Origin of the sequence: Tenacibaculum aquimarinum (genome assembly GCF_022478115.1) — a bacterium.
In the GTDB taxonomy this organism is placed as follows: domain Bacteria; phylum Bacteroidota; class Bacteroidia; order Flavobacteriales; family Flavobacteriaceae; genus Polaribacter; species Polaribacter aquimarinum_A.
Map to the genome: position 1 here is coordinate 1 of NZ_JAKGSC010000001.1, position 25,856 is coordinate 25,856.

A 25,856-nucleotide genomic window follows, 5' to 3' on the forward strand; every position below is an offset into this window, starting at 1 on the left:
CTGAACTTACAGGTGCTACTGGTGCTGCGTTAATTGTTAAAGTAACTGGGGTTCTTGAGGCTGATATACATCCTGTTACACTATTACTTGCTTCTGCATAATAGGTTACTGTTCCTACTGAATCTAATGTTACATCTGCTGGTAAAACAACTGTTCCTCCTGTCGCTGCATCGTACCAAGTTAAGGTGTCGCCATCTACTAAGGTTGCAGTTGCAGTTAAGGTTTGGATTGGACTTTGTTCACATTCTTCGATATCTCCGCCTGATGTTGGTGGCGTTGGCAAAGCATCAATTGTTAAATCCATAACATCGGATACTACTGTTGAACAACTGCCTATTCCTGTTACTGTTTTTGTTAATTGAACTACTGATGCTGATTGATCTGCTGTTCCTAAACTATAAACTGGGGCTTCTGCTGTGGCATCATCAAAAGTTCCATCTCCACTTGTACTCCATACTATTGTTCCTGATGTTGATGTTGCAACTGTGGTTGCTGTACTTAAATCAAAACTTACGCCATCAGCACAAATTGACTCGTCTGATCCTGCATTTACCTCTGGTGTTGGATCTATGGTTACTGTTATTGTTTCTGGATTTCCAATACAACCTGCTATACTTGTTGGTGTTACTACATAAGCTACTGTTAATGCGCCTCCTGTTGCATTGGTAAATACATCATTAGCTATTGCATTTGATGGTAATCCTGTTCCTGCTGTAGCATTACTTCCGCCTGCAACTAATCCTGCGTCTGGTGTTACACTTACTAACTCCCATGTTGCTGCGGCTGTACTTGTTGGTAAAACTTCTAACGCTACTCCTATTGCGCCATCACTACAAACTGTAGTATCTAAAGCTGTCGAAACTACTGGCTCTGGATTTACTGTAACAATTACATCAAACGGTGTACCTACACAACTATCTGGTGCGGCTCCTTCTGGTGTTACTGTATATGTTATCGTTACTGGATTTGCTGTAACATTTGTATAGGTATCTGTAATATTTGCTGCACTTCCTGTGGTTCTTGCTGCTCCTGCTGCTACATTCGCTTGGTCTGATGAAGCAACTGTATAGGTAAATGTACTGCCTGATGATAATGCTGATAAATCAAAATCTAAGGCTTCATCTGAACAAGTAACAGCTGTTTGATCTGCTATCCCATTTGGTGCCGCATTGATTGTTAATACAACTGGGGTTCTTGTTAAACTTGAACAACCATCTGCATTGGTCGATTCTGCATAATATGTAATCGTTCCTACCGAACTCAATGTTGGAGCACTTACTAAGTTTCCTGCTGTTGCTGCATCATACCAAGTAATAGTAATACCTGCTAACGGTGCAACTGTTGTACTAGCATCTAAAGTTTGTACTGGCTCTAAAGCACATTCTGTTAAATCTCCTGAACTTACAGGTGCTACTGGTGCTGCGTTAATTGTTAAAGTAACTGGGGTTCTTGAGGCTGATATACATCCTGTTGCATTGCTACTTGCTTCTGCATAATAGGTTACTGTTCCTACCGAATCTAATGTTGGTGTTGTAACTACGGCTCCACCTGTAGCTGCATCATACCAAGTTAAGGTATTGTTTCCATCTACTAAGGTCGCGGTTGCGGTTAATGTCTGAATTGGACTTTGCTCACATTCTTCGATATCTCCGCCTGATGTTGGTGGTGTTGGTAAAGCATCAATTCTTAACACAAAGTCTGAAACTACTGATGTTCCTGAACAACTTCCTGTTCCTGTTACTGTTTTTGTTAAGGTTATTGTTCCTGCTGAAGCATCTGCAGAAGTTGGTGTATATGTTGGGTTTTCATTCGAAAGACTACTAAATACTCCTGTTCCACTTGTTGCCCAAGTTATTGTTCCGTTTGATGATGTTCCATCTGTAAAAGTGTACATTTCATCTGGACAAATGGAAGCAAATGTTGTTGTTCCAACACTTGAAGTTGGTGCCGGATTTATTGTAACTGTAATAGTTTCAGTATCACCTTCACAACCAGAAGTAGATGTTGCTTGTACAACGTAATCTACTGTTAAATCTCCTGATGTTGTATTTGTAAACACATCATTTGCCATTGCATTTGAAGCCATTCCTGGTCCCGTAGTAACATTAGAACTTCCTGCAATCAAACCTGCTTGAGGACTAACACTAACAATTCTCCAAGATGCAGCCTCAACGCTTGTTGGTGCTACATCTAAATTAGCACCTACAACATTATCACTACATACTGTTGTATCTAATGTATTTGAAACAACAGGCTCTGGACTAACCGTAACTGTTATATCAAAAACTTGACCTGAACACGCACCAGCGCTACTACCAATAGTTACAGTATAAATAATTGTAACTGGCGCCGCAGTAGTATTTACATAAGTATCTGTAATATTTAGAGACATTTCTGCTGTACGATCATCACCTGCTGGAACGTTTAATTGATCTGATGATGATACTGTATATGTTGTAGGGAATGATGATATTCCAATATTTAATGCTTCTTTTGAACAAACTTCTTCTGTTAAATTTGGAAAAGGTGGTGATTCCAATCTTAAAACAACTTCTTCTCTAACTGGGTTAACACATGGTGTTGTTGTATCAAATACTTCAGCAAAATAAGATGTTGAACCATTACCTGTATGAGTTGGGCTTGCAACTTGAGTTCCACCTGTTAAAGCATCAAACCACCTTACATCTGTATTAGGGTTCAATGTAATAGCATTATTAGCATCTAAAGTTTGCCCACTATCACATTCTATTAAATCTTGTACACTTGCTAATTTTGGTTGTTGATTTATAGTTAACACAACATCAAAAGGTGTTCCTGGACAATTCCCAGGAGCTGGTCCAATTGGTGTTACTGTATAAGTTAAATTAATTGGATTTAAACTTTCATTTTTAAAAGTACCTGAAATTGTAGTTCCTGCTCCTGGAGCTGGAGCTGGTATTTCACTTGGATTTGAAGAAACAACTGTGTAGCTAAAATTAGTTCCATCTGACACTGTAGTTAAATCTAAAGAATAAGGATCATCTGAACATACTTCTCCAACTGTATTTGTACCTGTAGGAGAATCAAAAATTGTTAATGTGAAATCTGAAGTTGCGGATGTTCCTGAACAACTACCAGTTCCGTTTACAGTTTTTGTTAAAGTTATTGTTCCAGCACTGGCATCCGCAGTACTTGGTGTATATGTAGGGTTTTCATTAGAAACACTACTAAATGTACCTGTTCCGCTAGTAGTCCATGCTATTGTTCCGTTTGATGATGTTCCATTTGTAAAAGTGTACATTGCATCTGGACATATAGAACCCTCTGTATCAGTACCGACACTTGATGTTGGTGCAGCATCAACAGTTATTGTTACCGTATCGCTTACTGCTACACAAGGCGCAATTGTATCTGTAGTTAAAGTTAACACATAAGTTCCTGCTGCGGTTGCACTAAAGTTTACTGTATCTGGCGTTGCCGTTGCCGTTGCTGGAGTTAATGAACCTGCACTTCCTGGATTAGTTGTTACAGTCCAAGTTCCTGTTGTTGCTCCACCTCCAATACTAGAACCAGATAATTGATAGTTTCCGAAACCTTCACATAATGTTGCATTTGGACCAGCTTCAACTGTTGGTTCTTCAATTATATTTAATGTAAATTCTGAAGTTACTGGTGTTCCTGAACAAGTACCAATTCCATTTACTGTTTTTGTTAACGTTACTGTTACTGCTGAAACATCTGCTGCACTTGGTGTATATGTTGGGTTTTCTGCTGAATTACTACTAAACACTCCTGTTCCACTTGTTGACCAAGCTACTGTTCCTCCTGACGATGTTCCATCAGAAAAAGTATACATAGCATCTGAACATATTGTATCTGAGGTATCTGTTCCAACATCTGATGTTGGCGCAGGATTTATTGTCACAGTAATAGTTTCAGTTTCACCAGTACAACCTGATGAAGATGTTCCTTCTACAACATAATCTACTGTTAAATCTCCGGTTGTTGAATTTGTATATACATCACTTGCTATTGCATTCGAGGCCATACCTGGTCCTGTTGCAACATTAGAACTTCCAGCAACTAAACCTGCTTGAGGAATAATGCTAACAATTCTCCAAGATGCAGCAGCAACACTTGTTGACTCAACATCTAAAACAACCCCAATAGCATTATCACTACAAACTACTGTATTTAATGTACTTGAAACAACTGGTTCAGGGCTAACAGTAACTGTTATATCAAAAACTTCTCCTGCACATGCAGATACTCCACCGATAGTAACTGTATAAATAATAGTTACAGGAGCTGTGGTAGTATTTACATAAGTATCCGTAATATTCGCAGACATTTCTGTTGTACGATCTACACCTGCAGGAACATTTAACTGATCTGAAGATGAAACTGTATAAGTTGCTGGAAATGCAGATATACCAATATTTAAAGCTTCGTTTGAACAAACTGCTTCTGTTAAATCTGGGAAAGGTGGCGATTCTAATCTTAACACAACCTCTTCTCTTATAGGATTAACACATGGAGTAGCTGTATCAAATACTTCAGCAAAGTATGAAGTTGAACCAACAGTATTGTGTGTTGGAGTTGTAACTAGAGTACCTCCTGTTAAAGCATCATACCACCTCACACCTGTATTAGGATTTAAAGTAATAGCGTCATTAGCATCTAATGTTTGTCCACTAAAACACTCTATTAAGTCTTGTACACTTGCTAATTTTGGTTGTTGATTTACCGTTACAATAACTTCAAATGGATCTCCAGGACAATTATTTGGAGATGGTCCTATAGGAGTTACAGTATAAGTAAGGTTTACTGGGTTTAAACTTTCATTTTTAAAAGTGCCTGAGATTGTAGTTCCTGTACCAGAAGCTGGAGAAGGAATTACACCTGAGTTTGAAGAAACTGCAGTATAACTAAAATCTGTTCCATCTGATATTGTAGTTAAATCTAAAGAATATGGATCATCAGAACACACCGCTTCAGAAGTATTTGTTCCTACTGGTGAATCGAAAATTGTTAATGTTACATCTGATCTTGATGCACTTGAACAACCAAACTGATTTTGAACTTCAGCATAATATACAATAGTACCAATCGAATCTAATGTTGGGCTAGGTATAATTGTATTTCCTGTAGCTGAATCGTACCAAACTACAGTCTCTCCTGGTTGCAGTGGTAAAGCATCGTTTGCGTCTAATGTCTGTATTGGGAACTCCTCACATTCTTCTATAGCATATGTATCAAATACTGGATTAGGTCTTACTTGAGCAGTAGCAGAATCTGAAAATGTATCGGTACATCTAGGTTCATCTATATAACTAACCGTAACACTCAACTCATAAGGACCTGGTGTATTACCTGCTGTTACTGTTACAGTTTCCTGATCCGTATCTGTTAAAGTTATATCTCCAGAAACAACATTCCAATTATAAGCTAAAGGTAAATCTCCACTAGCATCTACAGTAACTGTAGCTGATTCCCCAACACATAAATCTGATGATGGTAGAGGTGAATTTATAATAGGTTTTGAAAAAACATCCCAAGAGATACTCTCTATACGTGCACAATTTCCTGGAGAAGGACAAGGTCCATCAGTTTCATTACCACTATTTCCTCTAGAACCTCCTTTTGACCTTAATTCTAGACTAACGACTCCATCTGCAGCTAACGCACTTATATCATCCCCTATTAGATCTATAGTAATTGTACTTACTGTTCCTGAACACTCACCTAATCCACTTGGAGGAATCCCTCCGATTATTTCATTATTTTCATCAATTACAACTACCCACTCTGTACCACTATTAAAATCTCCCTGAGTATTAATTACTGTTGTTGCGTCTGAACAAGTAGTAGTTTCTCCAGGTGGAACCGAAAAATTAAAAAGAAAATCTGGCCCTTCTGTTCCTACTTGACAGTATTGGGCATCGGTTAAACTACCAGAGGTTGTTGCCTCATAATTAGTAGGATTTGCATCTCCTGCCGCTGTTTCTGCAGTAACATCTACAGTTACAACAATACCAGCATCTCCAGGATTGTTTCCTGTTGCTGGTATTGGATTGTAAAACTCATTTACAATTGCCTGAGTAATTGTAGCACAACCTGGTTTTGATTGTATTTCTGCTAAAGTTTGTGTTTGAGCACTGACTGAAAAACAACCTAATATCAAAAAGAAAGCTGATATTAATGTTTTTTTAATATTATTACTAATTCTCAAATTAATATAAAATATTCTCATACAAGGGAGCGTTAAGTGATTTATTTAAACTAAAAAAACTTCAAGTTCTTTGAATTAAAAACTTGAATTGAAATCAATGTAATTTTCTATGATATTAAAGTTTAGACACAATTTCTAGGTAAATGTCACACGAACACTTAGTCGAATGCCTAGTCTTTAATTCAATTTCATAAAAAAAAATGAGCTTGAAAACTCGATTTAAAATCAAATATAAGTGGAATTTAAGAAAATTTTAAGAAACTATTAAGAAAATTTAGACTGAACAACAAAATTTAACATTGGCATAATAATAATAATAATAATAATAACAACCTTAAATCAAAACAAGTAAGTATTTATAATGTTTTACCTCAACTTAAAATGCATCTCAACAGGTATATGATCAGAAGCCTCACCAAACTGAGTTAACACTTTTCCATCTAAATATTCTATTGATTTTTTTGTGTAAAAAATATAGTCAATTCTTTCAACCGGGTTTTTAGTATCAAAAGTATTTCCTGGGTTTCCAGCATTAAAAGCAGCATTACCAACATCATTTAAAGCAAACATTTTCTGTATAATAGCTTCTTTGTCTCTTGCCCTTGAATTAAAATCGCCCAATAAAATTGTTGGATATTCATTCTTATAAGAATTAAACAACTCTAAAACTGCATTAAACTGATTTACTCTTGTTTGCTTATCAAAAGCTTCTAAATGCACATTTATAACTACAACCTCTTTATCTTCAATTACAACTTTAGTTACCTGAGCTAAACGTTCAATATATAATGCATCTCTATAAAACGGAGCGTCTGCTACGCGCTCTAGAACTATACGTTTATATTCTTTTATAGGATATTTACTAATGACTGATTGCCCAGAATTCATTCTTCCAAAATGCATACTTGGTGGCCAATACGGAAAAGGAACATAGGTTTCATCCCAATTTGTACCTTCAGCTATATAATTGTAACCTAATTTTGCAATTTCATCTTGTTGATCTACATCGTAAGATCTTGCTGAAGCATAATCTATTTCTTGAAAAGCAATAATATCTGCTTTTACTTTTTTAAACTCAGATTTTACAATTTCCAAGTTTTTATCAAACAACTCTTTTGGCTTTGCAATTGCGCGGTTATTTGTCATTCCACTTAAATACCCAATATTATAGGTTACAATGCTATAAATACTATCATTATCGGTAGTTGTAGAATATTCCTTTGTAATTAATTTTTCATATTGACCTTCTTCCATTGTTGGTGATGAAGCCCACACAAAAAACAATGTAAAAGCAATTAATAATAAAAAAACGAACAAACTTAATACTCTAAAAAAACGTTTCATTTAGTGTTGATTTTTGGTAAATTCTTCTACTATCTTACTAATAGAAGTATTTATTTCTTCTTGGTTAATATTATATGCTAAATCTACGGTTTTTTTATCAGGAAATTGTTCAATCATAATTGTTGAAGAAGGAAAAGCAAATTCCACACCCAATGCTTTTGCCAGTTTTACAATAGCAATATGAAACTTATGTTTTGAAGATTGCTCAACACCCCATTGTAAAGATTTAAAATACACATTTATCATAATTAATAATGCCGAATCACCAAAACCAGTAAACTCTACATTATACGATTCTGATCTTGTTTCTGGATGCACAATAACAATTTCTCTTATTCCTTTTACAAACGCTTCAATTAATTCTGGCGGCGTATCGTAACGAATACCTAACTCCGTATTATAACGTCTAAATAAACGTAAACCTTTATTATTGATTGTAATTTCTGCCAACTTACTATTCGGAATTTGATATATTGAAGTATCTACTCCACGTATTCTAGTTGACCTAAAACCAACCTCTTCAACTTCTCCAGAAATACTATCTGCTTCTACCCAATCTCCAATATGAAACGGTTTGTCTAAAAATATCATTACCGTTCCTATTAAATTCTTAACAGTGTCTTGAGAAGCCAACGCCAACGCCAAACCTCCAATTGAAACCCCTGCAATTACAGCCGTAGTATCAATTCCTAATAAGGTTAACAGTTTTAAGAAACCTAAAAACAGTACAATACCTGTTAAAAATTTATGCAAAATTGGCACTAATTGATCATCTAACCTTCCGTGTGTTCTTTCTGTAAATTCTGAATAAATTCTCATTACAACTTTCACTAATTTTAAGAATACATAAATCCAAAAAACAGTTGCAGCTATATTTAAAATTAGAAAAACCCACTTATTTACATGCAAACCAAATCTTAAAGAAGGAAAAATAGTTTCTACAAACCATATGCCAACCAACAAACTTATTGGATGCGCTAGCTTTTTTAAAACTGAGTTTATTTCTGCATTCTTGCTATGTGTTATTCTATATTGAATTTTTCTTAAGATGAAATATGAAATCCATCTACAGATAAAATAAATTACAAATGCTATTGCAATTAAAATAAGACTCATTATTGCTTGCCATAATTCTATACCAAATAATTTTTTATGACCAACTTCTGGAACAAAATCTTGAATTTTTCTAACATACCAAGGATAAACCTGATTATAAAGAGCATCTATATTTTGTATTGTTTCTTCTGAATAATACCAACTTTTATCAGTTCTTTCAACAGAAATTAAAGGCATTCTGTCTGGAAACAACACATATTTATAAGATTTCACATAACCAATAGTATCGTTATAATTAGGATTTGTTGGTATTTTACTAAAATCTACAAACAAACCTTTTCCATCTAAAACCTGTTTTATTCTTTTCGCTTTTTTAATAGCCAAATCCTCGGGTAAACCTTTTATGGTTTTTGCTGCTTTCTCAGGAAAATAACTATCCGACTGTAAAAAATACAAGTGTGTATATATGGCAGCGTTTGGATTGGAAAGGTTTACGTTCTGTGTGTTTTGAGCAAAAGTAAACGTAGTTATAGTTAAAAATATAAAGAATAAGTTTCTCATTAGATTGCAGTTTTCTATAGCCGGGAGATTGTTAATCATCTGTTAAAGTAAAAACCAAAGTTAAACCTTTTTAAAATTTGAAGGTCTTAGATGTGTAAATAAATTATAACCTTAAAATAAAAAAAAGATGAAACAGATAATAACAGTAGTAGCATTAATGTTTGCCGTAACTTTTACAGCACAAGCACAGAAAAAACAAAAAAGAGGAGATTCAGAAAAATTAACCGTTGCACAACAGGCCGATTTAAAACTTAAGAAAATGACTTTAGCTTTAGATTTAACCGAAAGCCAACAAAGCCAATTAAAACCAATTATAGCTGAGCAAGCTGCTGAAAGAAAAGCAATGCAAGAAAAGCGTAAGGCAATGAGAGATAGCGATAAAAAACCTAAAAAATTATCTGCAGATGAACGTTACGCTATGCAAAGCAAAAAGTTAGACAAACAAATTGCAATGAAAAGCAAATTAAAAAATATTTTAAATGACGAGCAATTTGCGAAGTTTGAAAAGAAGTTTGCTAAGCAAAAAGGGAAAATGAAAAGAAAGATGAATAAGAAGCGTAAAGGCAAAAAAGAGGATAGAAAATAAATTAGTTTAGTTGATTAGTTTTTTGATTGAAAAACTCGGTTTCGGTAAAAGGAAATCGAGTTTTTTTTGTGTTTTAAATTTAGTTTGATTCTAAACTTATTTTTAAATAACTTCGCTAACGTTGAATATTAACAATTAAAACTGTGAATATTCTTTTACATTAGCGAATCAATAAAAATAACTTGGTCAGTACGCCCAACTATTCTTTAAACCAACTCGAATATTTTACATAATTATTGGCAATTCGGTCAATTTCTCCAGAGATAAGTTCTTGCGAAATGTCTTTAACTTTCTTGGCAGGAACGCCCGCATAAATGCTTCCACTTTTAACGTGTGTGTTTTTTGTAACCACAGCTCCGGCAGCAATAATTGAATTCGATTCCACAATACAATCGTCCATAATTATGCTTCCCATACCAACCAAAACGTTGTCGTGAATTGTGCAACCGTGTACAATTGCATTGTGCCCAATAGACACATTATTGCCAATTGTTGTGGGCGATTTTTGATAGGTTGCATGGATTACCGCGCCATCTTGCACATTAACCTTGTCGCCCATTTTTATAAAATGCACATCGCCTCTAATTACGGCGTTATACCAAATTGAGCATTCGCTTCCCATTTCTACATCGCCTAAAATTGTAGCATTTTCGGCTACAAATGTTCCTGCTGGAATTTGTGGGTGTTTTCCGTTTACTGTTTTTATTATTGGCATAGTAGTTTCTTTTTAAGTTTTTGATAAGAGTAGCGTCTATTCTTTCGTTTGTATGACTTTCCTTTTATCATTCCAAAAACTTCATTTGTTTTCGGAAAATATTTAAGTGAACTTTCAAAACAACCTTCAAGTGCATAATCATTTTCCGTTTCATTTGGAAGTTTAAATCCTGTTCTTTTAGGTTTATATGTTGCAAAAATATACGTTTTACCTTTTTTAAACTCTTGAATACTTGCACGACAATCAGCTCCATCAGTATCAAAAATCTCAATAATTCTTCTATTTTCTTTTCCTTTAATAACTTCTATTATTTCAACTCTAATAGACTCTCCAAGATCATAGGAATTATCAAATTCATTTTCAATTTGTGCTTCATTAAATTTTTCGAAATCAAAATAACGTTTACCTTCTTTTGTATGATAAACATGTTCAATAACTTTTCCTTTTACAACTAGTTCAGACAATGGAGCTAGTTTCATAAAATTCCCACCCCATTCGCAATCACAAGCAAATATCTTATTAGAAAAACAAAGAACAGTTAAGATGATTAATATTTTTCTCATATCTATTTAAAATAAGACAACAAATTAGCTTTTTTAGAGGCAGAAACTAAAATTTCTTTTCCGTTGGAAACAATAACACTTCCACCCTTTCCTTTTTTGTATTTTGTAATTGCATTTACGTTTACTAAATACGATTTATGAATTCTTGCAAATGTGTATTCTTTTAAAATATCTTCAAAATACTTCAACGTTTTACTGACTAATTTTTTAGAGTTTGCTAAATGAATTTCGGTATAATTATCGTCTGCTTTGCAGAAAACAATATCGTTGATATCTAAAACTTCAAAGCCATCTTGTTGCGGAATGGTTATTTTTCCTGAAGCTGAATTTGTTATTGGCGTTAAAATTTGATGTTGTAATTGATTCTCTTTTTCTTTAATTTCGGTAACAATATTTACGGCTTTAATCAGCTCATCTATAGAAATTGGTTTTAGTAAATAATAACTTGCATGGCTGTTTAAGGCCTCAATTGCGTAATGATCGTAAGCAGTTACAAAAACCGTTTCAAAAGTTCTGTCTTCCACTTTTTCTAACAAATCGAACGCATTTCCAAACGGCATTTCTACGTCTAAAAACACTAAATCTAACTCGTGTTTTTCAATTAATTTATACGCATCTTCAATATTACTTGCTTCACCTAACAACGTTACATTTGGGCAATATTTACCAATATAATTACGGAGAATTTCTCTGCTTATTTGTTCGTCTTCTACTAATATTGCTTTTAGTTTCATGCTTAATTTTTTGAAGCTATTTCCTGCTTTCCGTTATATCTTTTTTTATGAAAAATAAAAAAAGGATGCCACTTCAATCAGGGCTAAGTTTATTTGCTTACTTCTTTTACTTCTTTAAAAAAACGTCCACTTTGGTTCCGCTTCCGTCTTTAGAAACATCAGCAATTGTTACTGATATTCGCTCTTTATACATATCGTTTAAAATGGCAATTCTGTTTTTAATAGTGCTCATTCCTTTCGATTTTTGCTTCAACTGATTTTTAGTTTTTAACGCTTGCGATTGCTTTCTTCCAATTCCGTTATCTTCAATTGAAATCTGAAGTGTTTCAGCATCTTTTTGAGCTATAGAAATAGATAAATTTCCTTTTTCTTTACGGTAACGTAAACCATGCCAAATGGCATTTTCAATATATGGTTGCAACAACATTGGCGGAATTGAAAATTGGTCTAAATCAATATTTTTATCCACATTAATTTGATAATCGAACTTGTCTTTAAAACGATTATGCTCTAATTTCACATACAATTCCAACAGCTCAATTTCTTTTGTAAACGGAATAAAATCTTCATCAGAATTCTCTAAAACAGAACGCATTAATACCGAAAATTCAGATAAATATCGATTTGCATTTCGCTCATCATTTACTGCAATAAAACTATTTACTGAGTTTAAAGCATTAAAAATAAAATGCGGATTCATTTGTGAGCGCATCGATTTTAATGCCAATAAGTTATTTGCAAGCTTTTGTTGCTTTGTGGTTCTAAACATAAAATACGCCAACAAACTCATCAATAAAAAACCAGCAATTAACGAGTAAATTATGTATTGTTGTCGCTTATTACTTTCTTGGGTAAGTTGCTGATCTTTATACGCTAAACTTATTTTACTTTTATTTAATTCTTTGTCTTTCTCCAGGCTAGAAATTCTGTTTTGGTTGTCAGAAATCTTTTTAGAAAAACGTTTTGTCTGTTGAATTTCCTGTTGTTTTCTCACATAGTCTTCATCAACCAACTTTACATATTCTTTGTAATTCTTTAACGCTTCTGCATCATTTCCAACAGTTGCAAAAGCTTCAGAAATTCTTCGAGTTGCGTCTTTTTCCACTTCAAAATCGCCTTCTTTTTTTGCTTCACTTTTACTCTTTTTAAAATAACTAATTGCAGCAGGATATTCTTCTTTTAACAAATACGCATTTCCAATTTTATAGTTTATTTTTTGCGTATTTATAGAGTCTTTATTTATTGCAACTGGAGCTTCTAATTCTAAACTTTCAATTTGTTCTGCTTCTTCTAAAGTTTGCTGACGTAGCTTAATTTCATCATCATACCTACTAGATTTATTGTAATAATCTGCTACTCTTTCTTGCTCTTTTAAAGAACGTTTTTTGTTTTCTTTAGAAGCTAAATCCAATGAGTTTTTAAACAATGTTTCCGCTTCAATAGTATTACCAAGATTTGCAGAAACCTCTGCTAATTTTGAATTTAAATCCGTAATTTTTGGTGTTACTAAATTTTTCTTTGCAACATTTAATGCCGTTTGATAGTGCGTTTTTGCTTGTGCAAATTTTTGCTGAGCCAAATACACATCACCCAAACCTTCATTCACCACAATCACCTGATAACTAGTTAATTTACTATTTAAAAGTGTTTTATAGTTTTGCTCGCTGTCTTTGTATTTTTTAAACAAAAATTTATTTTTAGCCAACTGCAAACGCGTATCTACTTTGTCATTTAAGCCAAGTGAAATCGTATAATTTTCTATCGCTAAATCATATTGTTTCCAGTACGAATACACATCTCCTAATATTTTATAAGCAGTTGCATTTTTATCTTTAGCATTGTTGTTTTTTAAAGCTTTAGTTATAAATGAAAGACTTTTATCAATATCTTTTTTCTTATAGAAATCAGCCGAATCTAATAAATGAGTTTGATTTACAACTCTAGACTTAGACACATATTTAGACTTTCTTTTTTGTGGAAATCCTTCCACCAAAATCTTAACATCTTCGTCTGACTTTATTGTATAACGAACTGTTTCAAAATCTGGATGACTAACTATTAACTCATCATTTATATTGGCTTTTACTTTATAAATCCCATTAAAATCGGCAAATGAAGTTCCAAAACCATTTACCTTAACCTCGGCATCTTTAATAGTATTGTTATATTCTTTGTCTACAACCCTTACTTTAACTATAAAGGATTTTGAATTTGATATTGCTTCATTTTCTTGCGAAAACAAAGAAAAAACAACTCCAAAAAGGAATATAAAAAGTATGTTAATTTGTTTACTCATTAGTATCTTTTATGCTCTTTACTCCTAAAAATATTTAAACATCTTTGAAAAAAATTAGGTTTTTCTGCAACAGCAATCATTCCTACAGTTACAACTTCCCCTAAAATACTATCATCTTCTTCCATTAGAATTACAAGTGGCTTTTTAATTGATAAAATATCAATTTCTTGAGTCTTTAAACCTATAAAAGAAACAACTAAGATATGAGACTTTCTTTTTTTATTGGGTATTTCTATAGAAAAATTTCCATCAAAATCTGTTTCTACCCCAATAGTTGTTCCTTTTAAAATAATTGCTGCACCTGGTAAAGGCCCAGTAATATCTTTAATAGTTCCTTTTATTAAAATACTATCCGTCTTAACTTCTTTATCTAAAAAAACAGCCTCAATAGTTGGATTTACTTTTTTAAAATGATGACTTTCAACCTTATTTACCTTACCTTGAGAAAACATTGGCTCAGCACCAGATATCATGGAAATTAAAGCAAAACTTGCAGCTACTTTAGATAAATTTTTATTTTGTGGAGTTTCAATTTCTCTTTCTAATTGAGTGTTTTTAAAACGACCACATACGTTTTTACTTCCCGAAACTATACTTGTAATTTTAGCATCTGTAAGTTTTGTAAAATCGATAACTTCCTTATTACAACTTTTACAAAATTTCCCTTTTTGAACAGGACTCATTTTAGCCCAGTTTTCATGACATGGTTTTGGAATAGATAATTGATATTTCATAATAATTAGTTTTAATTTCTTGGTAAACTTAAACACAAAAAACCAACCAAAAAAACGTGAAAACCCAATAAAATCAATCTAAACAAGCTTAAAAACATAGTTTACTCAATTCTTATTCTCGTTCACTCATTCAAAAGCACACTTTACTCATTCTAGTTTTTTTAATAAAAAAGTTGACGGTAGTTTTATACCATCAAACTGATACAAACCGTAAAATAACTTATAACTTAAAAAAACTAAAACATTATGAAAACATCAGTAAAAACATTCGTCCTTTCGTTCCTTTTCTTAGGATTAATTTCTTGTGGAAATGCAAATGCATCTGAGAAAAATCCGAAGAAAAAAAACACCATTAAAGTTGCTTTATTATTAGATACAAGCGGAAGCATGAGCGGATTAATAAACCAGGCAAAAGCGCAATTATGGGAAATTGTAAACGAACTTTCATATGCAAAATGCGGCAACGAAAAACCTAATTTAGAAATTGCTTTGTATGAATATGGAAACGACAGAATATCTTCGGAAAGTGGTTTTATCAGAAAGGTTTTACACTTTAGTACAGACTTAGATGAAATCTCAGAACGATTATTTTCTTTAACTACAAACGGCGGAAGCGAGTATTGTGGTAAAGTTATTCAGACTTCAATAAACGAGTTAGAATGGGGTAAAAATAAAGACGATTTAAAAATGATTTTTATTGCTGGTAACGAACCTTTTACGCAAGGAAATGTATTTTACAAAGACGCAATTACCAATGCTAAAGAAAACGATGTTGTTGTAAATACTATTTTTTGTGGTGATTATAGATCTGGAGTTTCAGGAATGTGGCAAGATGGAGCAACGCATGGAAATGGAGATTATATGACTATAAACCACAATAAAAAAATTGTACATGTTGTAACTCCTTATGATGATGAAATTATCATCTTAAATAAGCGTTTAAACAAAACTTATGTTTATTATGGTAATAAGGGTGCTTCAAAATTTGCAAGTCAATACACACAAGATATGAACGCCGAAACATTAGACGAAGTTGTGGTTGTTAAACGTGCAGTTAGTAAAAGTTCTCGTTTGTATAATAATAAAAACTGGGATTTGGTGGATGCTGAAAAAGAAGCTGACTTTAATTACAACAAGATAAAAAAGAAACAATTACCTAAAGAATTGCAAGGTAAATCTACTGAAGAAATAAAAAAATATGTAAAATCAAAAAGTGAAGAACGTGCTAAAATTCAACAAGAAATAAAAGAATTAGATAAAAAACGTAGAGCTTTTGTTACTAAAAAAAAGCTAGAAAAAACGAACAAAGATGAGCTAAATAGCGTTATGATTAACGCCATAAAAAAACAAGCGAAAAAGAAAAGTTACACTTGGTAAAACAGTTTTGGTTGATTTAGTTAGTGGGTTCGTGGAGATTTATAGAAATCTCTGCGAACTTTTTTAGTTTAACAATAAATGTTGCCCAATACTAATTTCATTACTTGTTAACCCGTTAATTTCTTTTAACTTCTCAACAGTAGTATTATACTTTCTAGAAATTGAATACAGTGTATCTCCTTTTACTACTTGATAATAATTACCAACCGTATTTTCTATTACAATGTTAGGTTCTTCTTTCACAATTTCAGTAGTTTCTTCAACAACAGTATTGTTTTGTTGTGACTTGGCATAATCAAACTCGTACAATTTATACCTTTCAATAATACTTATTAATTTACTTGGATATTTTCGATCGGTAGCATAACCAGCTTTTCTCAATCCTTTTGCCCAACGTTTATAGTCTTTAGGATCTAAAGTAAATAAGCTTGCATATCTTTTTCTTCCCGCTAAAAAAAGTGAATGATCTTTAAACGAAGTATCTGGATGTTGGTATTTTCTAAAACACTCCCCTTTTTCATCATCATCATGCAGTACCTTTTGTCCCTGCCAACCTCTATGACATTTTATTCCAAAATGATTGTTAGAACGAGTTGCTAAATCGCTACGACCATTTCCAGATTCTAAAATTCCTTGTGCTAATGTGATACTTGCAGGAACTTTATGCGCATGCATTTCTGAAACAGCAATTGGCGCAAATTTATTAATGTATTGTAAAGTGTATCTATTTAAATTTGGATTAGCTTTAACAATCTCCTCTACATGTTCTTCTTGGTTAACATTTGGTTGCTCTTCTGGAGTTTCTTCAACAATTACAACAACTGGTTTTGTAGGTTGGACAACCTTTTTCTTTGAACCACAGCTTGAAAATGCTAAAGTTGACAGAACAATTATTATAAAATATTTTAACCTCATTAAACCAATATTAACTCTTTATTCTTTGTCTTTAATTGCGCATTAACTCCGTCAATTCCTTGTAAACCTCCAGTATGAATTACTAAAATTTTACTTCCTTTTTCAAAGTAATCTTTACCAACTAAATCTAAAACTCCAAATAACATTTTACCTGTGTAAACTGGGTCTAATGGAATTGTAGTTTCTTCTTTAAATTCATTAATGAAACGAATTAGTTCTTCATTATATTTTCCATAGCCACCAAAATGATATTTCTTTTGCAATTTCCAATTATCATTTCTTGTTGTGTACTTCTTAATATCATCAGCTAAAGAATAGGCTTTTAAAGCAGGAAAGCCCAATATTTTCTGGTTCTTTTTTGCTGAATTAACTAACCCTGCAATTGTACCTCCAGTACCAACTGCACTACAGATATAATTGAATTGACTATCTTCTTCTGTTAAGATTTCTTGACAACCATCTACCGCTAAACAATTTGTACCACCTTCAGGAATAAGGTAAAAATCTCCCCATCTGTTTTTTAACTTTTCAATAAAACCAAACGATGTTTTTTGGCGATAAACATCTCTAGGGACAAACTGAAAATGCATTCCATTTTCATGTGCTTCTCTTAAAGTTGCATTATTTTTTAAGGTTTCCTTTATATTAAGACCTAACTCTTCTCCGCGAATAACACCAATTGTTTTAAAACCACTTTTCTTTCCCGCAACAGCTGTTGCTACAATATGATTAGAAAAAGCTCCTCCAAAAGTTAACAGTATTTTTTTCTTTAATTTTTGCGCTTCTTGAAGATTATATTTTAATTTTCTGAATTTATTACCCGACACAAAAGGATGTATTGCGTCCTCTCTTTTTACAAATAATTCCACTCCTTTTTCTTCTAGAATAGATAGATTAATTTGTTGATTTTGGGTTGTAATTCCTTCTTTAAAAATATTCATATTAGTATTTTCCAAAAACTGGATTTATAAATTTATCTGGTTAGCTCTCTACCTTTACCAAAAGGTTAGATAATTGCAAAAATAGTGTTTGATTTTGTATTTATAATAACGAAAACCTATAAAAAACGTTTATTTTTTAATAAAATTTAACTTTATGATAATAGTAACTTTGGCTTAAAATTATAAAAATAATTTAAAATAAGAAAGAAATCATTATTTATTTGAATGCTTTTTAAAATTATATTTGCTAATTCAATAAACCAAATAAATTGGTTTATATTAATAAATTAGCCAAAAGGATAACAAAAAAAGAAAACCTATGAATTTAAAGTTAATCTTATTAATTGTTTGTGGCGTTTTTTGGTCTATAGCTTATATAGCTGTTGCTAAAAAAGGCTTAAAAGACAAAACGTATGCAATGCCTTTTTTAGCATTGTCGCTTAATTTTTCTTGGGAAGTTTACAACACAATACAAGGATATCTTTTTGCAGGTTTTCATATTTCTACAAAAATAAATATTGTTTGGACTTTATTAGATATGCTTATTCTATACTCTTATTTTAAGTATGGAAATAAAGAATTAAAGAAAGAAAAACAGTTCTTTTATCTATATTCAATTTCAATTTTGCTACTATCTTTTTGCCTACAACATTACATCGGATATAAATTAGGGTTAATACAAGGTGCCGTTTATTCTGGCTTTTGGATTAACTTATTAATGTCTATTCTATTTATCAGAATGTTTTATAAAAGAAGTAATTTAGAAGGACAATCATTGTTAATTGCATCGGCTAAATGTATAGGAACTTTAGCTATTACAATTCTTGTTGGTGTTCTTGGAATTAACCGTTTAGGCGGAAAAATAGACTCAATAATGTATATTGGGTTTATTACTTTTATTATAGATTTCTATTATGTTTACCTTGTTGGTAAAGCTTTAAATACTAAAAATTAGTAACCTGTTCCTCTACAGTTTCCCAATCTGTCATTAAATCTTCTACTTTTTTCTTTTTAGCTTTATAGTTTTCAAAGAAATTCGGTTTCGAAGAAACTTCATCGTAGTTTTCTGCTAATTGTAGATCAATTTTGCTAATTTCTTTTTCTAAATCAGCAATTTCAGTTTCAATTTTATTAAGTTTATTCTTTAACTTCTTTAAAGCTTTTTCCTGATCTCGAGATAATTGATGCGCTTCTTTCTTAGCAGGTGTTTTTTCAACTTTTACAACAGTTCTTTTTTCTGCCTCTCTAAGATTTTCAATTTTATGTTGCTCTAAGAAATAATCTATATCTCCTAAATATTCTTTAATCTCTTTATCTTTAAAACCATACACAGTTGTAGTTAATCCTTGTAAGAAATCTCTATCGTGAGAAACAACAATTAACGTTCCATTAAAATTATTTAACGCTTCTTTTAATACTGTTTTAGAGGCAATATCCAAGTGGTTAGTTGGCTCATCCATTATTAAAACATTAAATGGCTGCAATAATAATTTACATAATGCAAGTCTATTTCTTTCTCCTCCAGAAAGCACTTTTGCTTTTTTATCTACTGCATCTCCTCCAAATAAAAACGAACCTAACATGTCTCTAACACGCATTCTGTTTGTATCTGTAGCTGCATCTTCCATAATTTGCAAGACCGTTTTTTCTGGTGGTAAATGTTCTGATTGATTCTGAGCGAAATACCCTACTTCTACATTATGACCGAGTTTTAGATGTCCTTCAAACGGAATTTCTCCAACCATCATTTTTGCTAACGTAGATTTTCCTTGACCGTTTTGACCAACAAAAGCAATTTTACTGTTACGCTCAATTAATAAATCTACACCTTCTAAAACATGTTTATCTCCATAACTTTTGCTAAGATTTTCAGCTTCAACAATAATTTTTCCAGGCTCTTTAGAAATTGCAAAACGAACATTCATCGCTTGGTTATCATCTTGATCCACTTCAATTAATTCAACTTTATCAAGTTGTTTCATTAAAGATTGCGCCATGGAAGCCTTACTTGCTTTTGCTTTAAATTTGTTTATTAAGTGCTGTTTTTGCTTTATTTCTTTCTCTTGATTCTTCTGTGCTTGTAACTGCTTTTCTTTTATTTCTCGTCTTAATAATAAGAATTCTGAATACGGTTTTTTGTAGTCATAAATTTGACCTAAAGAAATTTCTATAGTTCTATTAGTTACGTTATCTAAGAACATTTTATCGTGAGAAACCAATACAATTGCACCAGAATACGACTTTAAGAAGTTCTCTAACCAAATAATTGATTCTATATCTAAGTGATTTGTTGGCTCATCCAACAATAAAATATCGTTATTTTGAAGTAATAATTTTGCTAATTCAATTCGCATTCTCCAACCTCCTGAGAAAGTATCTGTTAGTTTATCAAAATCTTCTCTTTGAAAACCTAAACCTTGTAAAATTTTCTCTGTATCTCCTTGGTAATTATAACCTCCTAGCAACTCATAACGCTCAGTAAACTCAGTTAAATCTACAATTAATTGAGAATACTCTTCACTTTCGTAATCAGTTCTTGTAGCAAGTTGCTCGTTAATTTCATCTAGCTTAGCTTCTATTTCTTTAATTTCTACAAAGGCTTGGTACGCTTCTTCTAATATTGTTCTTCCTTCTACAAAGTCTATATCTTGACGTAAGAAACCCATATTAATATCTTTATCAAAAGCCATTGAACCTCCACTAGACTCAATATCTTTAGAAAGGACTTTTAATAAAGTAGATTTTCCTGCTCCGTTTTTACCAATAAGACCAATTCTATCACCTTTATTTAATTTGAAAGTGATACCAGAAAACAAATCGGTTCCCATAAAAGAAACCGTTAAATTGTGTACGTTAAGCATAGAATGTAATAAATGTTACTTAATTAAATGGATAAAAAAATTACCTTTGCAAAAGTATATAAATTATAACGCAAGATGTTTAAAAAAGGAACAAAACTCTACAGTATTTTTACAGGTAAATGTCCACATTGCCATGAAGGTAAATTCTTTAAGTATCCTTTTACAATTAAACCTTCAAAAATTCTTAAAATTTACGATAATTGTGAGGTTTGCAACCAAAAATATATGCTAGAACCTTCATTTTATTATGGAGCAATGTATGTAAATTATGGTTTATCCGTAGCTACTTTTGTGGCTGTATTTATTATTGCTAAAGTACTTTTAGGACTTACTATTTTAGAAAGCTTTATCGCAATAATAGTAGTTTCAATACTACTTACACCTTTTTGCCTGCGTCTTTCTAGAATTATTTGGATTAATATTTTTGTGCATTACAAAAAGAAAAAGTAATTTTTTTTAGGCCTTCAACTTTTTGATAAATCTTATTATATCGATTTCTTCGTCTAAGTCTGCACCATTTTCTAAGTGATTATACAATTGCTTAGCAACTGTTGGAGCAATCATAACTCCGCGAGTTCCTAAACCATTTAAAACAACCAAGTTTTTATATGTTGGATGTACACCGACTAAAGGTCTTCGTCCTGCTACTGTTGGTCTTATTCCTGCTGTTTGCTCAATAATTTTATAGGGAACGTTAATTACCTTTTCTAATTTTTCAACGAGTTCTTTTTTTCCTTCTTCAGAAGGATTAGATGTTTTATCCGTCCAATTAAAAGTTGCACCTACTTTGTAAATATTATCTCCTAAAGGAAGTACAAAAAGTGTTGATTTTAATAAGAAATTAATATCTAATTCTGGCGCATGAATGGTAATTAACTCACCTTTTGCTTCGTTTAAAGGTAATTTATTAAAAAACGGATTTTCTGTAACTCCATAGCCTTCACAAAAAACAATATTTGTTGCTTCTACTTCTTTGTAAGTAACTGTTTTTTCTTGAAATTCTATTTGTTGATGTTCAAACTTCTCGAATCTAATAGCATTTTCACTTTCTAGATAATCTCTATAGGTTTCAACTAGTTTTTTTGTATCTATTCTACCAGTCTCTTTTACGTTTCCAAATGAGAAATCTGCTAGTACTCCATTGTAACTTTTGGTATCTAAATTTGGATCTATATAAGCTGTTAGTTTTGGTTTATCGGAAGCTTCAAACCAATTATTTTGGTCTTCTATTGATTTAAAAACTTTTTTGGTTGTAAATTTTTGATCGAACTTTGTATTGAATTTACCTTCTAATTTCTCGTAAAAGGGAAGTGCAACTGCTAATTGTTCTTTTGCGTTCCAAACGGGAGTAAACCTTTTTAAAATAACGGGATTATAAACTCCTCCTGCTACTAAAGAAGATGTTTGAGAGCTATCTTCAAAAACTATAAAACTTTTCTTATTTGCTACTAATTCTTCTACAAATGCTAAACCAGCAAGTCCTAAACCAACTATTATATAATCTACTTTCACGCTTCAAAAATACGGATTGTTTATTAATGTTTTGATTTTTATATTGCGTTAAAAAACACCCCTAAAATTCCCTCAAGGGGATAACCGAACGTCTTTAAATTTTCTGTTACTTAAACAAACTGTTTGATGTTAATACATAGAAACATAGTTGAAAAAACTGGAACAAAAAGCTTGCAAACAGGTTTAGCCCTGATTGAACGGTTTGTTTGAGCTCTTTTGTGAAGAATGAACAAAAAGGGAGTAGTGAAAGCAGGAAATTGCTTCACATAAAAAAAGCGCTCTTTAAAAAGAACGCTTTTGTTTTATTTATTGAATTGTGGTTAGTAATTCCACATATCCATTTCTCTGTTACGGATACCGTCTTTTATTTTATCTGCTTCTAACAGTTGAAATAAAGAGTTTCCACGAACGTAATCTTTAATACCTCTATTACCGTAAATGTTTTCTTCTTTTACAATAGTTGCATTAAATCTACGTGCGTTTAACAAGTTATCGTATGATATTGGTTGCGATGAATTCTTAGGGTTAAAGACTTTCGTTTTATGTAATAAATCTCTTGCTTCTGGATAAAATACCCAGAAAAGTTCATATACATTTTCTGAATCGTCTATTTCTTCAACTCCTAAAGATTGTACGTCTGGACCCATTGGCGCAATTGCCAATAAACGATATTTTAATTCACCTTGACGTTTATCAAAATACCACATTCCTTTTAACATATATCCTTCAATACGGTCAGATTTGATTTCATAATTATCAACGTAATCTCCTACTTGACGTGAGTTTACTAATAATTGATCTAACTCATCTACATTCACTTTTGTAGTAAAATAAGAATCGGTATACACTTCTGTAAGTTGTCCTGATTTTACTCCTTTTAAAAGCGTATCGAATAATGAACGACGATTTGCTGGTGCGTTTAAAGTATCGATTGGAAAATAGTATGGTAAATTAATTTTTTGACTTAAATCTACATACTCCCAAACAACCTTAGACCATAAAACATCTCTATCGGCTATATAACCGTAAGGTAATGGTTTATCTTTGTCTACTGCTTTTTGCTCTTCAGATTTTACACCAATCTCACCAGCTTTTTTGGCATTTAAGAGATTAGATTGTGCATTTGCAACACTTACTGTTGCAACTAACACTAAAATCATATAAAAACGTTTCCAATTCATACTTTTAAATTTTATCTATTAATTCGTAATTTCTATACTTACAGGTATTACTTCCTTAAGTTGGTAAGATGAGTTACTTACTTTTGCTTTTATATCGTAAAAAGTAATCATATCTCCTCTTCTGGCTTTTGAAATTAAACTAGCAGCCTTAGCATTTAGTTGAGAGCCACTAACATTTGCTGTTAATTGTCCTGGAACTTTAACTTTGAAGCTTAATACTTGTAATTTTAAATCGAATAAAAAATCTGGTAAACCTGCAGAAATTTGAGCTCTTGAAGCACTACTTTTTGGCATTCTTACAACACCTGTTTTACCTCTTACCATTCCCATTGCGGCTGGTATATCTTTTATTCTAAACTTTTTATTTGAACTTACTGGTGTACCATCTGGCAATTTACCTGAAACTCTAATTGTTACATCACTTCCACCTGCTCCTGTTGGACGCATGTTGTATTTACTTCCTGAACCTTTAGTTAAACCTGGTGCAGAAGCATTTACTTTATTTGTAGGTATTCCTGGAATAGAAATAGTCATTGGGTTTGTTAACCCTTTATAAACTACATTCATTTTATCCGCAGAAATTACCGCTTCATTTGGTTTTGGAATTACAGCGTAAGAACCTTTAATTGGAATTTTAACTAGAGAATCTCCTTCTCTAAACATAAACTCACCTTTTATATCGTGATCTCCTACTCCTCCAGTTGGTCCGTCTAAAATAACTTGACCTGCCTGAATTTTAGATTTATCAACATCCTTACCATTTAAAACAACTCTTTCAGCTGTTAAGTTTGGATCGTTTTTACCTAATACAATTTTTCCTGATAATTTTTCTCCTGCATAATATGCGTTCTTGTCAAAAACCACCATTGCATCGTAGTTTGTCATAGAAACTGCAGCTGATAACTCTTGTGTTAGCAATGCAGATAAAGCATCTGCTTCAGTAGCTTTAATATCTGCTTGCATTTGAGTTAACTTAGTTACAGAAGCTATTAAAGGAAAACCTTCAAAATGATAATTTAACCAGTTTTTTGTTACTCCTTCACTATCGGTAACATCAGTAGTTTCAAAACGAGAAGATACTACACCAGCTAATTCTCTTTTTCCTAAAATTTTAACTGTTTCATTACGATAGTTGTTAACTTTAGATAAAAATTCTTGACCGTTAGGTGAAGTTTTTCCTCCTTGAAAGAAGTATTCATCTAAAAAGTCTGGTTTATCCATTTCTTCGTAAGCAGATTTATCTTCAACATCTGAAGTCATTTCTCCTTTTAATCCTTCTAAATAATTATAAAGATCGTCAGACATAGTTCTTATACTATCTGTCTTTCTTTTTGCATCACCATATTGCTTAGCTTGTTCAGAAGCTTTCAATTTTAATGCATCATAAGAAGCTGCATTACTCTTTTCAGCTCTAGTATTAGAGTCTGCTATTTTTTTATTCATTAATCCAAATGCAGAAAGAACTTCTTTACTCATATTCATTGCTAACATTGCAATAAAAACAAGATACATCAAGTTAATCATTTTCTGCCTTGGAGATAATTTTCCGCCTGCCATATTAATTAGTTTTTTTTAGTTAAAATTAGTTGAACTAATTAATTATTATTTAGACATTGCTGATAACATACCACCGTAAACTCCATTTAATGAAGATAAGTTAGTTGCTAAAGAATCCATTTGTTCTTGTAAACGAGAAGCATTTGCTACCATTTCAGAATTTAACTCTGATTGCTTTTGGGCAGATTCAACTTGGTTTACATATAAGCTATTTAATTGCTCCATCTTAACCGCAGCTAAAGACATTTGCTCGTTATATTTATTTGTTGAAGAAACAGTTTCTGATGCAGAAGTTAATCCTTGTGCAGCATTTTCAAAGTTCTTAATTCCATCTCCTAAACGAGACATTAAACCTGCATCTAATTTTGCTTCAGAAAGCATGTTATCTAATTTTTGAGATAATAAACTTTGTGCATCAGCTGGAGATGCATCTCCACTTAAAGATGAACTTTCTGCTCCTGCTAATTCTGGGTATACTTTGGTCCAATCTAAATCATCCTCAACTGGTTCAAAAGCTGATATAAAGAATACAATTGCTTCTACTATCATACCTACCATTAACACTTCGTTACCATAAGGCCAGTGTAAAATTTTAAATAAAGCTCCTAAAATTACTACTGCAGCTCCGATACCGTAAGCCATGTTAAATAATTTCTTAGTTGATTTTGATTGTGCCATAATTTTTTTCTTTTAATTAAGGGTTTAAAATATT

The 25,856-nt window shown here is 32.1% G+C and carries 19 protein-coding genes; 4 read left to right on the forward strand and 15 right to left on the reverse strand.

The genetic code is table 11. From position 1 onward, the window contains the following. The 3 genes from L1S33_RS00005 to L1S33_RS00015 all read right to left on the reverse strand — a co-directional run. On the reverse strand, positions 1 to 6,232 hold a 6,232-nt coding region (locus L1S33_RS00005), incomplete at its 3' end, for a PKD-like domain-containing protein (protein WP_240560594.1). A gap of 345 nt (positions 6,233 to 6,577) precedes the next feature. Next, the gene (locus tag L1S33_RS00010; RefSeq protein ID WP_240560595.1) at positions 6,578 to 7,555 is read right to left on the reverse strand and encodes an endonuclease/exonuclease/phosphatase family protein; all 978 of its coding nucleotides are present in this window, start codon (positions 7,553 to 7,555) and stop codon (positions 6,578 to 6,580) included. After that, positions 7,556 to 9,172 (reverse strand): mechanosensitive ion channel family protein, encoded by a 1,617-nt coding sequence (locus L1S33_RS00015; protein ID WP_240560596.1) that lies wholly within the window; start codon positions 9,170 to 9,172, stop codon positions 7,556 to 7,558. It lies immediately after the preceding gene. A gap of 127 nt (positions 9,173 to 9,299) precedes the next feature. On the opposite strand from L1S33_RS00015, the gene L1S33_RS00020 reads away from it, so the two are divergent. After that, the gene (locus tag L1S33_RS00020; RefSeq protein WP_240560597.1) at positions 9,300 to 9,758 is read left to right on the forward strand and encodes a Spy/CpxP family protein refolding chaperone; all 459 of its coding nucleotides are present in this window, start codon (positions 9,300 to 9,302) and stop codon (positions 9,756 to 9,758) included. Between the two features lie 199 nt (positions 9,759 to 9,957). Here the strand turns inward: L1S33_RS00020 and L1S33_RS00025 are convergent, their stop codons facing one another. From L1S33_RS00025 to L1S33_RS00045, 5 genes are all read right to left on the reverse strand, one after another. Then, positions 9,958 to 10,473, reverse strand: a complete 516-nt coding sequence (locus L1S33_RS00025) for a gamma carbonic anhydrase family protein (protein WP_240560598.1) — start codon at positions 10,471 to 10,473, stop codon at positions 9,958 to 9,960. After that, on the reverse strand, positions 10,464 to 11,036 hold the full coding sequence (locus tag L1S33_RS00030; RefSeq protein ID WP_240551551.1) for a hypothetical protein: 573 nt from the start codon (positions 11,034 to 11,036) through the stop codon (positions 10,464 to 10,466). Before L1S33_RS00030 ends, L1S33_RS00025 begins: the two co-directional genes overlap by 10 nt. Before the next feature lie 2 nt (positions 11,037 to 11,038). Then, positions 11,039 to 11,770: a LytR/AlgR family response regulator transcription factor gene (locus L1S33_RS00035; protein ID WP_240560599.1), complete on the reverse strand. Its 732-nt coding sequence runs from the start codon at positions 11,768 to 11,770 to the stop codon at positions 11,039 to 11,041. Between the two features lie 106 nt (positions 11,771 to 11,876). Beyond that, a complete protein-coding gene (locus L1S33_RS00040; RefSeq protein ID WP_240560600.1) occupies positions 11,877 to 14,066 on the reverse strand; it encodes a tetratricopeptide repeat-containing sensor histidine kinase in 2,190 nt (729 codons plus the stop codon). Next, complete coding sequence (locus L1S33_RS00045; RefSeq protein ID WP_240560601.1) at positions 14,066 to 14,800, reverse strand: carboxypeptidase-like regulatory domain-containing protein; 735 nt, start codon at positions 14,798 to 14,800, stop codon at positions 14,066 to 14,068. Before L1S33_RS00045 ends, L1S33_RS00040 begins: the two co-directional genes overlap by 1 nt. Positions 14,801 to 15,046: 246 nt before the next feature. On the opposite strand from L1S33_RS00045, the gene L1S33_RS00050 reads away from it, so the two are divergent. Next, complete coding sequence (locus L1S33_RS00050; protein WP_240560602.1) at positions 15,047 to 16,177, forward strand: vWA domain-containing protein; 1,131 nt, start codon at positions 15,047 to 15,049, stop codon at positions 16,175 to 16,177. 63 nt (positions 16,178 to 16,240) lie between these two features. Here the strand turns inward: L1S33_RS00050 and L1S33_RS00055 are convergent, their stop codons facing one another. Beyond that, positions 16,241 to 17,092 (reverse strand): glucosaminidase domain-containing protein, encoded by an 852-nt coding sequence (locus L1S33_RS00055; RefSeq protein ID WP_240560603.1) that lies wholly within the window; start codon positions 17,090 to 17,092, stop codon positions 16,241 to 16,243. Next, positions 17,092 to 18,033, reverse strand: a complete 942-nt coding sequence (locus L1S33_RS00060) for a 1-aminocyclopropane-1-carboxylate deaminase/D-cysteine desulfhydrase (RefSeq protein ID WP_240551545.1) — start codon at positions 18,031 to 18,033, stop codon at positions 17,092 to 17,094. Before L1S33_RS00060 ends, L1S33_RS00055 begins: the two co-directional genes overlap by 1 nt. Positions 18,034 to 18,352: 319 nt before the next feature. On the opposite strand from L1S33_RS00060, the gene L1S33_RS00065 reads away from it, so the two are divergent. Continuing rightward, positions 18,353 to 18,988 carry a transmembrane-type terpene cyclase gene (locus tag L1S33_RS00065; protein ID WP_240560604.1) on the forward strand — a complete coding sequence of 212 codons (636 nt, stop codon included), beginning with the start codon at positions 18,353 to 18,355 and terminating at the stop codon, positions 18,986 to 18,988. Here the strand turns inward: L1S33_RS00065 and L1S33_RS00070 are convergent. Continuing rightward, a complete protein-coding gene (locus L1S33_RS00070) occupies positions 18,978 to 20,894 on the reverse strand; it encodes an ABC-F family ATP-binding cassette domain-containing protein (RefSeq protein WP_240560606.1) in 1,917 nt (638 codons plus the stop codon). The two genes, L1S33_RS00065 and L1S33_RS00070, sit on opposite strands and share 11 nt — an antisense overlap. 75 nt (positions 20,895 to 20,969) lie before the next feature. Here L1S33_RS00070 and L1S33_RS00075 point away from each other — a divergent pair, with 75 nt between their 5' ends. Next, positions 20,970 to 21,344, forward strand: a complete 375-nt coding sequence (locus L1S33_RS00075; RefSeq protein ID WP_240551542.1) for a DUF983 domain-containing protein — start codon at positions 20,970 to 20,972, stop codon at positions 21,342 to 21,344. 6 nt (positions 21,345 to 21,350) lie between these two features. Here the strand turns inward: L1S33_RS00075 and L1S33_RS00080 are convergent, their stop codons facing one another. From L1S33_RS00080 to porL, 4 genes are all read right to left on the reverse strand, one after another. Next, a complete protein-coding gene (locus L1S33_RS00080) occupies positions 21,351 to 22,406 on the reverse strand; it encodes an NAD(P)/FAD-dependent oxidoreductase (protein WP_240560608.1) in 1,056 nt (351 codons plus the stop codon). Between the two features lie 320 nt (positions 22,407 to 22,726). Beyond that, positions 22,727 to 23,587: a type IX secretion system ring subunit PorN/GldN gene (gene porN, locus L1S33_RS00085; protein WP_240560610.1), complete on the reverse strand. Its 861-nt coding sequence runs from the start codon at positions 23,585 to 23,587 to the stop codon at positions 22,727 to 22,729. A gap of 18 nt (positions 23,588 to 23,605) precedes the next feature. Continuing rightward, entirely contained in the window at positions 23,606 to 25,144 is a 1,539-nt protein-coding gene (gene porM / locus L1S33_RS00090) for a type IX secretion system motor protein PorM/GldM (protein ID WP_240560611.1), read from the reverse strand. Positions 25,145 to 25,189: 45 nt separating this feature from the next. Next, the gene (gene porL, locus L1S33_RS00095; RefSeq protein ID WP_240560612.1) at positions 25,190 to 25,822 is read right to left on the reverse strand and encodes a type IX secretion system motor protein PorL/GldL; all 633 of its coding nucleotides are present in this window, start codon (positions 25,820 to 25,822) and stop codon (positions 25,190 to 25,192) included. Positions 25,823 to 25,856 lie beyond the last annotated feature (34 nt).